Here is a 13,005-nt window from a genome sequence, read left to right on the forward strand (position 1 = left end):
TTACGAAATGGCAAAGTACACTAGAGAAGATATCGTAAAATTAGTAAAAGAAGAAAACGTGAAGTATATCCGTCTTCAATTTACTGACATTCTTGGAACGATCAAGAACGTTGAAATTCCTGTTAGCCAGCTTGAAAAAGCGCTTGATAATAAAGTCATGTTTGACGGTTCTTCTATTGAAGGATTTGTTCGCATCGAAGAGTCAGACATGTACCTGTATCCAGACTTGAATACATTTGTTATCTTCCCGTGGACAGCTGAAAAAGGTAAAGTAGCACGTTTCATCTGTGATATCTACAATCCGGATGGCACACCTTTCGAAGGTGACCCGCGAAACAACTTAAAACGGATTCTGAAAGAAATGGAAGACCTCGGCTTCAGTGATTTTAACCTTGGACCTGAGCCTGAATTCTTCTTATTCAAATTAGACGAAAAAGGCGAGCCGACGCTTGAACTAAACGACAAAGGCGGATATTTTGACTTAGCTCCAACTGACTTAGGAGAAAACTGCCGCCGCGATATCGTACTTGAACTTGAAGAGATGGGCTTTGAAATCGAAGCATCTCACCACGAAGTAGCACCTGGTCAGCACGAAATTGACTTTAAGTATGCTGGTGCAGTCCGCTCTTGTGATGACATCCAAACATTTAAACTAGTTGTCAAAACAATTGCCCGCAAACACGGTCTGCATGCGACATTTATGCCAAAACCATTGTTCGGTGTGAACGGTTCAGGTATGCACTGCAATCTATCACTCTTCCAAGATGGCGTTAATGCATTCTATGATGAAAACGCAGATCTTCAGTTAAGTGAAACAGCGAAACACTTCATTGCAGGTATCGTGAAGCACGCAACAAGCTTTACAGCAGTAACAAACCCGACAGTAAACTCTTACAAACGTCTTGTTCCTGGCTATGAAGCGCCTTGCTACGTAGCGTGGAGCGCGCAAAACAGAAGCCCGCTTATCCGTATCCCGGCTTCCCGCGGCATCAGCACACGTGTTGAAGTACGCAGCGTAGACCCAGCTGCTAACCCGTATCTTGCACTTAGCGTATTGCTTGCAGCAGGATTAGACGGAATCAAAAACAAATTGGAAGCGCCAGCTCCAATCGACCGCAACATCTATGTGATGAGCAAAGAAGAGCGCATGGACAACGGAATCGTTGACCTCCCAGCAACACTTGCTGAAGCGCTAGAAGAGTTCAAATCAAACGAAGTCATGGTCAAAGCGCTGGGCGAGCACCTATTCGAACACTTCATCGAAGCAAAAGAAATCGAATGGGATATGTTCCGCACACAAGTGCATCCTTGGGAGCGCGAACAGTATATGTCTCAATATTAATCTTTCAATCCCTTGGCACTATTGGTGTCAGGGGATTTTTTGATTAATTAACAATTTTGATAACTTAATATGAAATCATACACCACCCACAAAACACCCACAAAAAACAATAAAAAATTACTCCATAATTGTGGAGATATAATCTTCGTACTTATTCATTGAATCCCTATCAATTTTTTTGCTGATGTGTGAGTAAATATCTGACGTCACTTGAATACTTTTATGCCCCAGTCGTTCTTGTACATATTTCATTGATGCACCTGACTCAAGGAGTAAAACAGCATGTGTGTCACGAAGGGCGGAATTGGGAGTTTCTCTAAACCAGCTTTATTTAGTATTCGGAGAAAAGCATTAAATAAGGACGATTTAGGTAAATGTGAACCATCTTTGCGAGTGAAGACTATGTTAAGGTCATGGTGATAGATCTCATTAAGCTGAAGTTTATCTTCGTTTTGTCGTTTTCTTAGTTCATGAAGTTCATTAACCAGCCTTTGATCAATAGTAATAATGCGTCTGGATGTATAAGTCTTAGGGTCACCAAATAATTCATCTTTTGAAGCTGCTTTAAAATCTAGAGTTTTAGAAATTGAGATGGTTTTATTTTTTAAATCAATATCTGACCACTGTAAAGCAGCAGCCTCGCCTTTACGCATGCCGGTATTTAAGAGCGTTTTAAAGAAGATATAGTACATATAACCGTATTCATAAGCTACACGTAAAAAAAGCGGTATGTCATCACTATTAATAAACTCCATATTATATTCTCGTTTTTTATCTGTTTTAATCTCGATGCCATAACAAGGATTTTTTTCGAGCTTTCCTAAAATAGGTTTTTATCTCCGTGAAGGTAACAGCAAATGGGCAGGAAAGGCGAAAAAATGCACAGCATTCGAACGTCATATGACCGATTACATGCTTTTCGAGTTTATCAATAAAGCTGCATGGAAGACTATGCCGGAGGAACAACGCGTTGCTCTGGTAGATCATGAGCTTTGCCATTTTACTCGAGAAGAATGGGAAGAGCCTGACCCGAAAGACTAAAGTAAATGGGTGACCGTGTACGGCGCTGCCACTGATCCAGACAGTTGGGGGATCCGCGAGCATGACGTTGAAGAGTTTTCCGAAATCATTGAGCGTCATGGTCTTTGGGAAAAAGGAATTGAATCATTCGCCGCAGCCGTTCGGGAGGCCGACTATCAAATGAATTTTGATGATGTGAACAGAGAGCAGCGGTTTCAGAGGGGGAAATGATGGCCATCATTAGAAACTATGTATTAGGGAAATTTACCTACATTGGCACAGAGCGAGTATTTATTTTAGTCATGAAAAACAAGGTTTACGATTGTTTGCTGCTATTCAGAAAAAAATAGAAAACAAATAAATCAGAGGAAGAGATACACTCCCTCTGAAGAAATGTGTTATCTATTTTGAATTGTTGCGGTAACATACGCGTCTTTATGAGAGAAGAGATTAGCATCTGCTTTAAGAAGATAAGTTGCATTTTTATCTAACCATACATCAGTTGATTTTGATTTATTTCGGGAGTCTACATAAAAAGAAGCTACCTCTTCCATTGTTGAACGATTTGTTAGTTTATACAAGTCACAATAAGCGTCCTCACTGCCGACGCCCGATTCACCAGCTTTTCCATGATAGGTACAAGTGAATTTCATATATTTACCTGCACCTGTCAAAGTTATCTCTTTTGCGGCATTGTCTGAACGATATGCTGTTACACTTCCGGTTGTTGCAGCACTAGCAGATGATCCAAAGATAACAAAAGTAAGTAAAGTAGTGAAAACTAAAACAAAAAACTTTTTCATATAAAAACACTCCTTCTATATTTTTTGACATTATAAGAATTCAACAATGAGTGATTATTTCCCTTGTTAATAATTGTTAATAATCTGTGAATGTTTTAAAAGGGTTAACTTTCGTGGGTCTGAAAAAAGACACTTTAAAGGGTATCAAGATATGAAAAGATTTATTGTAAAATTATCAGCTAAATGGATCATGATCAAAGATGCAATTTGTGGAGGAAAGCTAGGAGGCCATCATGATATATCTGATTTTAGGAATCATCATTTTTACTGCTCCATTCATCTGGATGGAGATTGCAGAAAGACGGATCCAAGAATGGGAAAAAGAAAAATGAACGAATGGAGGGAAAGGATGTCAAAGGAACAATTATCTTTTCTCGATGATGTGGACGAAAAAGCCGTCCGAAAAATAGTCATCAAAGAACTAAAAAATTACCGCGCGCTCAAAGTCCAATTAGAGAATAAAAAAGAATGTTCATCTGCCGGCATTAACATTTTCCCTTCCCTCCGGGATTCATTTACCGTAAATGAGCTTAAGGTCAAGCAGATGGAACGGGCTTTACAAAACAGCTTGGACGATGAAGAACGTTTGATCATCGAAAAGAAATACCTGACGGCTGCCAGGGTGAAAGACATCAATATTTATATGGAACTCGGGATGAAAAAGGACACCTATTATGAAATAAAACAGCGTGCCATTTTGCGCATTGCTACAGCACTCGGAATTATCTGAGTGCTTTTTTGTCGACAAATTTCCGATAAAACAGGGGACATTTTAGGGGACAAAAAGGGGGACTATTTATGTTTGAAATCTCGGTAAACTTAACCTATCAACGAAATAAGATAAATAAAACTTATCGAAAAAGACGGGAGATTCGTCTTTCCCTTATCAAGACGAATCCGGATACGGAACAAAGGTGTTGAGGAATAAAGCCAAAACGAGAGGAACATTCTGAGCCTGGATAGCAACTAGTCTGAGGCGTCCGTATCGGGAGAGTAGTATTATCGTGTTTCATTGTGCGATCTTGCTATACTTGGCTTCCTCTCGGAGTATGTGTGAGATCAATTCAATTAAGGTGTTAGCATAAGGGGGTAAAGATTAGCTGGCTTTATGAGGATTCTTTGCCAAATGGATAAAACTTCTAAAAGAGTGGTCGATATTCTATTTGGGTGATATTATGACTAGAAATTTGGGAGAATCCAAAGTAATTCTAACTTATTTAGAAAATCGGTATGGAAAAATTTTTAATCTAACAATGGATGAAGAAAAGGAACTACAAAAAACGATTATTTTAGATCATGAAGAAGATGATCTGAAAAAAATGTTTAACAGAGTAGAAGGAGCCATTAACATTGCAAAAGATAGTCAGTCTTTGAATGTTCAACCTTTCTCGTTTTTCATGGTGATGATTACTGTTTTATCTTCTGCAGCTGTAGGGGTATTGACTGCTTCTATGGCATTGCTCAACAGCATTTTTGGAAAATACTTAGATGATAAAAAAATGAGCAAAAAAGAAATTTCAGATCTGTTGACCTCGCTTGATTTTACACCTGTTTTTCACTCAGTGATATGGGCTGTTGCTATACCATTTTTAATTGTCTTAATTGTATGGGGTTTATATCATAGGAGTGTAACAAAAAATATAGATAAACGATACAGTGTCTATGTTTTATTGAAAGAGTGTATAGATGATTATGATAAAATAAAGCGTCAAGTAGAACCAACAGAAGAATAATATTATATGTTAAAAGAAAATTAAAGATGACAATAGTAAGCATCCAGCGGGGTGCTTTTTTTGTTTTAATACTACCAATTATTTATGAAGGGTACTTTGTTCGACAAATTCTGCAAATGGTTTTTTTTGTGTATCTCCTTATCCGATAATAAGGTGGGGGGCGATTAAGTTGAATTTTGAATCGAAATATTTAGTGAGATGGGGATTACCAGGATGGGTGTTTATGATATTTATAACCCTGTTGTACTTAATAAACGAACCAGGGTACATACCCAAAATTTTAAAGTATAAAGGATTCTTGCTTGTAGGCTTTACAGCGCTTGCAGCAGCACTAGGAATAATTTTAGGACATATCATTCATCAGATTAGTTTGTTTCTGTGGTTTGTAGTTCCTGAATCCAGAAAACGAAAATGGTTAGTTTACTTTGATAGAGAGTTTAAGGTAGACAAGCGAATCGTTGAAGAAGAAGAACTTGGTAAGGGAATCAAAAACATATACAGTTATCGTTTGGGGCAACTACATGCAAGAAGGGGCTTGCTTACAAGTTTAATGCTGTCATTTGTGACTATAATAATCCTCTGTTGTACAGATCTAAACTTACTCAGCGTAAAGACGATAATACTTGAAAGTGGTAACGGTCTCTAATAATGATTATGCTAATAAATTATTATTATTTTGATAGGAACCTAGAATATTTTATGGACAGAGTAAATGAGTTTGAAAATCAAAGTAATTCGAGTGATAACTATCAATAATCTAATATTGAATAAAATGGAACCTCTATTAAGGTGATTTTTTATGTTCTCTGTAAACTGCTTCCGGTAAATCGTTCGACAAATTTTGCAAACTGTTACATTTTTAGATCTCTTGTCTGATAATAAAACAAGAGGTGAAAGTTTATGAAAATTGTAGTTGACTTTTGGTTTGACAATGAAAATGTAAGAACAGCTAAAGTAAATGCAGAATCTGAGAAGGCACTTATAAAAGAATTACAAGCATGTGAGCATTGGTATGAGTATGAAAATGGTAAGCGTATTACCAGTATTAATATGCGACTTGTAACCCAATTTGATGTAAGAGCGAGGTGAAGTCTATCAATAAGCATCCTTCGGGGTGCTTTTTTATATTCTCTGCAAACTGCTTTTGGTAATTCTTAGGATAGACAATTGGCGGTTAACGGCTTGAGTACAATGGCGGATGAGAAAGAATATTTCCCCCGTTTAGAAACTTTGTCAGCATGAATCGGCAATCACATAGCAAAACGCCATAAAAACTGCTTATGGCGTCTGCTATTCACAGGGAGGTGAATTTAAAAAAAGATGGCTTTGGATTGAAATGCCTCAAGACTAATAAAGGAATGAAGCGCCAACAATGATTAACAGGATGAATAACACCACAACTAACACGAAGGAGCTATTGTAACCAGTTGACATGTTTGACATGTTATCACCTCTTTTTTGGAGATAGTATAAGATATGCCAAACGATCATTTTCGACATAGATCTAAGTCTAAATAAGAAAAAATGAATATTTTGTCTAAATGTGTAACAGCAGACACACCAGCAAATTTATATAAAACAAACTCAAACTTAATTATGAGGTCGGAGGTGGGTGAGATGCAATTCTAAGACCACTTGTCCACAAAGTGATGAAGCTTTTCAATTGTGGAAAGAAAACTTTTTTGTCTTATGATTGCCACCTATTTATGGGGGTGCTTTCGTTCGGCGAATTTTGAAGATAGTGCCATTGTTACCTCCTATAGCCGATAACAAGGTGGGAGGGATTTAAAATGGATCAAGAAATAGAAGAAAGACTTTTAAGTTAAAGTTAAAGAAAAAAGAACAATGGTACTGTGATAGAGACAGAGAATCAATCATTGTTTCTGAGTGGTTTAAATTTTCTGGAAAAGATGTTGAAAAAGCGGAAAAGATTTTATAATATTAAATCAAGTTAGTTTGTTCGGACAACAAACTAATAATAAAGCCCGAATTTAAAGTTCTTAAATGGGAGGGGGGATAAGAGGCTCGATTTTATTGGAGGTATATAAAAAACGAAAGCTGAGGCTTTTATCCTTTTCGCTGCTATCTGATCACCATTTGTATCGTGAAAATGCTCTGTGAAATGTTACACTGCTATCATCTTTTGAAAGCGCTTTTATGAGGCGCTATTGGCCAATAATGTTGAAGGAATTTTTAACCCGTTTCATACTGTTACTTATTAAATGACCGAAAAGAGGAAAAATCATGCCCGGTGAAAAAACTGTAAAGAAGATTAGCATGGTTGAAAAAGTTGGATATGCGTCTGGGGATTTCGCCTGTAATTTAATTTATGCAACAGTGTCTACCTATCTTTTGTTCTTCTATACAGATGTATTTGGTTTATCGGCAGCAACAGCCGGTACTATGTTTTTAGTGGTTAGAATCATCGACGCTCTCGCTGATCCTTTTATTGGAACGATGGTTGACAGAACGAATAGCAGGTTTGGACGCTTTAGACCGTATCTTTTATTCGGAGCTTTTCCATTTGTCATACTGGCCATCCTCTGTTTTACAACCCCCGATTTTTCAGATATGGGAAAATTAATATATGCTTATATAACCTATGTTGGCTTGTCGCTTACATACACAGCGATAAACGTTCCGTATGGCGCGTTAACTTCTGCCATGACCAGAAATAATCAAGAAGTTGTTAGTATAACATCTGTCCGTATGTTATTTGCGAATCTTGGGGGACTTGTCGTTGCATTTTTTGTTCCTTTACTTGCTGCTTATTTAAGCGATACTTCCGGCAGCGAATCTCTTGGCTGGCAGCTAACGATGGCCATTATGGGATTCATAGGCGGGTGTCTTTTAATCTTTTGTTTTAAAAGCACAAAAGAGCGTGTCACTCTTCAAAAAACTGAAGAAAAAATTAAATTTTCGGATATATTTGAGCAATTTCGTGTTAATCGTCCGCTTGTTGTACTGAGTATTTTCTTTATTATAATTTTTGGAGTGAATTCAATAAGTAATTCGGTTGGCATCTATTACGTGACGTATAACTTAGGAAGAGAGGATTTAGTGAAATGGTACGGTTTGCTAGGAAGTTTGCCCGCTTTGGTCATTTTACCGTTTATTCCAAAGCTGCATCAATTATTGGGGAAGAAGAAATTACTAAACTATGCATTATTACTGAATATAATCGGCCTCTTAGCTTTACTGTTTGTTCCGTCAGGTAATGTTTTCCTCATACTCTTCTTTCGATTAATTGCTGCTGCTGGAAGTCTTACTGCGGGGGGGTATATGTGGGCGCTCATTCCTGAAACAATAGAATATGGAGAGTACAGAACCGGGAAAAGAATGGGCGGGCTCATATACGCTATTATCGGATTTTTCTTTAAATTCGGCATGGCCTTGGGAGGGGTTGTACCAGGGCTGGTTTTAGATAAGTTTGGATATGTGGCAAATCAGGCGCAAACCCCTGAGGCATTAACAGGCATATTAATTACAGCAACCATTATTCCCGCGATTTTGCTCGTTTTAGCCATGATTGATATTAATTTCTATAATCTCGATGAGAAAAAATATAAAAACATGGTGCGAGAATTAGAGAATAGAGACAAAGTTTATTTGGATCATATAGATGATTTCAAAGCTTAAAATATGATGAATCAACAGAAAATAGCTGAGGAGGCGTTCCGCATGAAGATTATCAATCCAGTGCTTAAAGGATTTAATCCCGATCCGAGTATTTGCAGGGTGGGAGAGGATTATTATATCGCCGTATCTACATTTGAGTGGTTTCCGGGAGTTCAGATACACCACTCAAAAGATTTAGTGAATTGGCACTTAGTTGCACATCCATTACAGAGAGTTTCGCAATTAGACATGAAAGGAAACCCTAATTCAGGCGGGGTCTGGGCGCCATGTTTAAGTTACAGCGACGGAAAGTTTTGGCTGATCTATACGGATGTTAAGGTAGTAGATGGCGCCTGGAAAGATTGCCACAATTATTTAGTGACTTGTGACACGATTGATGGTGATTGGGGGGAGCCGATCACATTAAATAGCTCGGGATTTGATGCTTCTTTATTCCATGATACGGATGGAAAAAAATATTTATTAAATATGTTATGGGATCAGCGCATTGATCGGCACTCATTCGGAGGAATTGTCATGCAGGAATATTCTGATGAGGAGCAAAAATTAATTGGAAAACCGAAAGTGATATTTAAAGGAACTGAAAGAAAGCTGACGGAAGCGCCGCACCTTTATCATATCGGGAACTATTATTATTTATTAACCGCAGAAGGAGGAACACGGTTCGAACATGCTGCTACAATTGCCCGTTCTGCAAATATTGAGGGGCCATATGAAGTTCATCCTAATAACCCTATCTTAACGTCATGGCATGATCCGGAAAATCCACTGCAAAAATGCGGGCATGCATCCATTGTTCACACACATACAGATGAGTGGTATTTAGCACATTTAACGGGACGTCCTATTCATCCGGACGATGATTCAATTTTTCAGCAGAGAGGATATTGTCCGCTGGGCAGAGAAACAGCTATTCAAAAACTCTATTGGAAAGATGAATGGCCTCATGTGGCTGGCGGAAAAGAAGGAAGTGTGGAGGTGGAAGCGCCTTCTATACCTGAAACCATATTTGAAGCAACGTACCCGGAAGTTGATGAATTCGAGGATTCAACATTAAATATCAATTTTCAAACGTTAAGGATTCCGTTCACGAAAGAATTAGGTTCATTGACACAAGTGCCAAATCATTTACGGTTATACGGCCATGAATCCTTAACCTCGGCATTTACTCAGTCATTTGTAGCCAGACGCTGGCAAAGTCTCCATTTTGAAGCGGAAACGGCTGTTGCATTTTATCCGGAAAATTTTCAGCAAGCCGCTGGTCTGGTGAACTATTACAATACAGAGAACTGGACGGCTCTTCAAGTTACGCATGATGAAGAACTTGGCCGTATTCTTGAATTAACAATATGTGATAACTTTTCTTTTTCACAGCCATTAAAAAATAAAATTGTGATCCCTCGTGAAGTAAAGTATGTCTATTTAAAAGTAAATATCGAAAAGGAAAAATATTATTATTTCTATTCGTTTAACAAAGAAGACTGGCATAAAATTGACATTACATTAGAATCGAAAAAATTATCAGATGATTACATCCGCGGAGGAGGATTCTTTACAGGAGCTTTTGTAGGGATGCAGTGCCAAGATACCAGCGGTCATCATATTCCGGCTGACTTCAAATATTTTCGTTATAAAGAAAAATAATGTGCACAAGAAAAAGGAGCTTCTATTTAAGAACTCCTTTTTCATATCGTGTCCTATGTGAAAAAACAGCGTGAAACTTAATGATTAATCATATCAAGAAAATGATCAATCACAATAGAGGACATTCCTAACGCCGGTGCGTTTTTTCCTAAAACAGATGGTAATAATTCATAGCTATTGTCTAATTGGGAATAAACCCTGGACGACACTTCGCTTTTAATTGAATTTAAAACTATAGGATGCGATTCGATTATGCTGTTTCTTAAAATGATGGCTTGCGGATTAAATGTATTTAGTATATTGGTCAAGCCTATACCTAAATAGAATCCAAAATTCTGTAACGCATGTAAAGTTCCAATATCATTCAGATGGGCGAGGTCTATGATATCTTGAGTGGACACTTTTTTCTTCTTAGTTTGAAGCGATTTTAATAAAGCCTTTTCTGAAGCATACAATTCCCAGCAGCCTCGGTTTCCGCAGCTGCATTTCGGACCATTAAAGTCTATTGTCATATGTCCCATTTCTCCAGAGAATCCGCTTACCCCTCTGTATAAATCATTGTTGATAATAACGCCGATTCCTATCCCTGTACCAATACTTGCATAAATCATGTTATCGTGATTTTTTGCAGCACCGAATACTTTTTCTCCATATGCACCGGCATTTGCCTCGTTTTCAATAAAAACAGGCACATTGAACTCCTCTTGAATGACAGGTTTTAAGTCAATATTTCTCCAGTTGGAGTTCGGAGCGAAAACAATTTTTTGATTTTTATCAATTAACCCGGGCACGCATATGCCTATACCGATAAGCCCGTACGGAGATTGCGGCATATTCGCAATAAAGTGATGAATCATCTCAATTAAAATATCTTTCGTTATTTCAGGAGAGCTGCATTCCAAATGGTGGTGTTGATCAAGAACAATTGTCCCTTCAAGATCTGTTAAAATGCCGTTAATATAATCCACCCCGACATCTATTCCTACGGAGTAGCCTGCTTTTTTATTAAAAACAAGCAGGACAGGTCTTCTGCCGCCGCTTGATTGTCCCTGACCGATTTCAAATACAAGATTTTCTTTCATTAATGTGTTTACCTGTGATGAAACAGTCGATTTATTTAATCCAGTCATTTCAGATAATTTTGCTCTTGAAATAGGTGAGTTTTTAAGGATTTCTTTTAATAATAACTTTTGATTTACTTTTTTGACAAAGGTTTGATCTGCGATATCCACTTCATCCACTCCATTTGTATAGCCTTTAAATTAAGTTGAAATTTTTTGTGTGTTCAATATGAAACCAAGTACATAGCGAAATGTACCTTTATTATAGCGAATGTGTTCATAAAAAACTAAAAAATATTGAAAATACGGATGAGGTTATATAAGATAAAAATAAGTTAGTTTGTTTAGGCAACAAACTAATATACAATGTGAATTTATGATAAGGGGGAAATCAAATGGTTCAATCTCATTCTGATTCAGTCGGCTATTTTGAAAGCGTAAACAAAGTGATTTACGAAGGGAAAGATTCCACTAATCCTTTAGCATTTAAATATTATAATCCTCAAGAAGTAATCGGCGAAAAGACAATGAAAGAACATCTGCGGTTTTCTATTGCTTATTGGCATACATTTACCGCTGACGGTACAGACATGTTTGGAGCAGCTACGATGGAAAGACCGTGGGATCGTTATAAAGGCATGGATCTGGCGAGAGCGAGGGTAGAAGCAGCATTTGAGATGTTTGAAAAACTGGATGCGCCATTTTTTGCTTTCCATGACCGGGATATCGCACCTGAAGGAAGTACGTTAAAAGAGACGAATCAAAATTTAGATATTATCGTTAGCATGATGAAGGAGTACATGAGAACGAGCAGCGTTAAGCTATTATGGAATACTGCAAATATGTTCACGAATCCCCGTTTCGTCCATGGCGCCGCGACTTCTTGCAATGCAGATGTATTTGCGTATGCTGCAGCACAAGTAAAAAAAGGATTAGAAACAGCAAAAGAGCTTGGCGCCGAGAACTATGTATTTTGGGGCGGCCGTGAGGGATACGAAACATTGTTAAATACGGATTTGAAATTTGAGCTTGATAATTTGGCCAGATTCATGCATATGGCAGTGGATTATGCGAAGGAAATCGGGTATACGGGGCAATTTTTGATTGAACCAAAACCAAAAGAGCCGACCACTCATCAATATGATACAGATGCGGCAACAACCATTGCCTTTTTGAAGCAATATGGCTTAGACAGCCATTTTAAATTAAATCTCGAAGCCAATCATGCCACATTAGCCGGGCATACATTCGAACATGAATTACGTATGGCAAGAGTACATGGACTTCTTGGCTCTGTTGACGCGAATCAGGGGCATCCTCTTTTAGGCTGGGACACCGATGAATTTCCGACAGATTTATATTCGACGACATTGGCCATGTACGAAATCCTGCAAAATGGCGGCCTTGGAAGCGGAGGATTAAACTTTGATGCGAAGGTCAGAAGATCTTCTTTTGAGCCTGATGATCTATTATTTGCGCATATTGCAGGGATGGATGCATTTGCAAGAGGATTGAAAGTCGCACACAAGTTAATCGAAGATCGTGTGTTTGAAGATGTGATTCAACATCGTTACCGCAGCTTTACTGAAGGGATTGGCCTTGAAATTGCAGAAGGAAGAGCTAATTTCAAGACGCTTGAGGAATATGCACTCAATCATAAATCAATTAAAAATGAATCTGGAAGACAGGAACAATTAAAAGCGAGATTGAACCAATACATTTTAGAAGTATAACAGATAAAAAGAAACGCTAGATCCTGCTAT

General features: G+C 37.9%; 11 protein-coding genes and 2 pseudogenes. 9 read left to right on the forward strand and 4 right to left on the reverse strand.

From position 1 onward, the window contains the following. Window positions 1-7 precede the first annotated feature (7 nt). A complete protein-coding gene (gene glnA, locus G4P54_RS10030) occupies window positions 8-1,342 on the forward strand; it encodes a type I glutamate--ammonia ligase (protein WP_024715962.1) in 1,335 nt (444 codons plus the stop codon). A gap of 117 nt (window positions 1,343-1,459) precedes the next feature. Here the strand turns inward: glnA and G4P54_RS10035 are convergent. Further along, a pseudogene (locus G4P54_RS10035) lies at window positions 1,460-2,097 on the reverse strand (site-specific integrase). A gap of 70 nt (window positions 2,098-2,167) precedes the next feature. Here G4P54_RS10035 and G4P54_RS10040 point away from each other — a divergent pair. Continuing rightward, window positions 2,168-2,593 (forward strand): annotated as a pseudogene (locus tag G4P54_RS10040) (putative metallopeptidase). A gap of 167 nt (window positions 2,594-2,760) precedes the next feature. Here G4P54_RS10040 and G4P54_RS10045 read toward each other — a convergent pair. Continuing rightward, window positions 2,761-3,165 (reverse strand): hypothetical protein, encoded by a 405-nt coding sequence (locus G4P54_RS10045; protein ID WP_167872557.1) that lies wholly within the window; start codon window positions 3,163-3,165, stop codon window positions 2,761-2,763. 349 nt (window positions 3,166-3,514) lie between these two features. Here G4P54_RS10045 and G4P54_RS10050 point away from each other — a divergent pair, with 349 nt between their 5' ends. From G4P54_RS10050 to G4P54_RS10065, 4 genes are all read left to right on the forward strand, one after another. Then, a complete protein-coding gene (locus tag G4P54_RS10050) occupies window positions 3,515-3,895 on the forward strand; it encodes an ArpU family phage packaging/lysis transcriptional regulator (protein ID WP_167872558.1) in 381 nt (126 codons plus the stop codon). Window positions 3,896-4,340: 445 nt separating this feature from the next. Beyond that, window positions 4,341-4,898 (forward strand): hypothetical protein, encoded by a 558-nt coding sequence (locus G4P54_RS10055; protein WP_167872559.1) that lies wholly within the window; start codon window positions 4,341-4,343, stop codon window positions 4,896-4,898. Between the two features lie 169 nt (window positions 4,899-5,067). Continuing rightward, a complete protein-coding gene (locus tag G4P54_RS10060) occupies window positions 5,068-5,544 on the forward strand; it encodes a BA5345 family protein (RefSeq protein ID WP_167872560.1) in 477 nt (158 codons plus the stop codon). A 254-nt stretch (window positions 5,545-5,798) separates the two neighbouring features. Beyond that, window positions 5,799-5,987, forward strand: coding sequence for a hypothetical protein (locus tag G4P54_RS10065; RefSeq protein ID WP_077670769.1), 189 nt, complete (start codon window positions 5,799-5,801; stop codon window positions 5,985-5,987). A gap of 258 nt (window positions 5,988-6,245) precedes the next feature. Here the strand turns inward: G4P54_RS10065 and G4P54_RS10070 are convergent, their stop codons facing one another. Next, on the reverse strand, window positions 6,246-6,341 hold the full coding sequence (locus G4P54_RS10070; RefSeq protein ID WP_081719920.1) for a YjcZ family sporulation protein: 96 nt from the start codon (window positions 6,339-6,341) through the stop codon (window positions 6,246-6,248). Window positions 6,342-7,142: 801 nt separating this feature from the next. Here G4P54_RS10070 and G4P54_RS10075 point away from each other — a divergent pair. After that, a complete protein-coding gene (locus G4P54_RS10075; RefSeq protein ID WP_167872561.1) occupies window positions 7,143-8,537 on the forward strand; it encodes an MFS transporter in 1,395 nt (464 codons plus the stop codon). Between the two features lie 42 nt (window positions 8,538-8,579). After that, entirely contained in the window at window positions 8,580-10,181 is a 1,602-nt protein-coding gene (xynB, locus tag G4P54_RS10080; RefSeq protein ID WP_167872562.1) for a xylan 1,4-beta-xylosidase, read from the forward strand. A 77-nt stretch (window positions 10,182-10,258) separates the two neighbouring features. Here the strand turns inward: xynB and xylR are convergent, their stop codons facing one another. Beyond that, window positions 10,259-11,413: a transcriptional repressor XylR gene (gene xylR, locus G4P54_RS10085; protein WP_167872563.1), complete on the reverse strand. Its 1,155-nt coding sequence runs from the start codon at window positions 11,411-11,413 to the stop codon at window positions 10,259-10,261. 224 nt (window positions 11,414-11,637) lie between these two features. Between xylR and xylA the strand changes: the two genes are divergently transcribed. Beyond that, window positions 11,638-12,975, forward strand: coding sequence for a xylose isomerase (gene xylA, locus G4P54_RS10090; RefSeq protein ID WP_167872564.1), 1,338 nt, complete (start codon window positions 11,638-11,640; stop codon window positions 12,973-12,975). The last annotated feature ends 30 nt before the right edge of the window (window positions 12,976-13,005 follow it).

This window comes from Bacillus tequilensis, from assembly GCF_012225885.1.
GTDB lineage: Bacteria > Bacillota > Bacilli > Bacillales > Bacillaceae > Bacillus > Bacillus tequilensis.

Excerpts from the sequence above, each read along its gene's own strand:
- G4P54_RS10070 (WP_081719920.1), bottom strand. The coding sequence starts at position 6,341 with ATGTCAAACATGTCAACTGGTTACAATAGCTCCTTCGTGTTAGTTGTG.
- G4P54_RS10050 (WP_167872558.1), top strand. The coding sequence starts at position 3,515 with ATGTCAAAGGAACAATTATCTTTTCTCGATGATGTGGACGAAAAAGCC.
- G4P54_RS10065 (WP_077670769.1), top strand. The coding sequence starts at position 5,799 with ATGAAAATTGTAGTTGACTTTTGGTTTGACAATGAAAATGTAAGAACA.
- G4P54_RS10045 (WP_167872557.1), bottom strand. The coding sequence starts at position 3,165 with ATGAAAAAGTTTTTTGTTTTAGTTTTCACTACTTTACTTACTTTTGTT.
- glnA (WP_024715962.1), top strand. The coding sequence starts at position 8 with ATGGCAAAGTACACTAGAGAAGATATCGTAAAATTAGTAAAAGAAGAA.
- G4P54_RS10075 (WP_167872561.1), top strand. The coding sequence starts at position 7,143 with ATGCCCGGTGAAAAAACTGTAAAGAAGATTAGCATGGTTGAAAAAGTT.
- G4P54_RS10055 (WP_167872559.1), top strand. The coding sequence starts at position 4,341 with ATGACTAGAAATTTGGGAGAATCCAAAGTAATTCTAACTTATTTAGAA.
- xylA (WP_167872564.1), top strand. The coding sequence starts at position 11,638 with ATGGTTCAATCTCATTCTGATTCAGTCGGCTATTTTGAAAGCGTAAAC.
- xynB (WP_167872562.1), top strand. The coding sequence starts at position 8,580 with ATGAAGATTATCAATCCAGTGCTTAAAGGATTTAATCCCGATCCGAGT.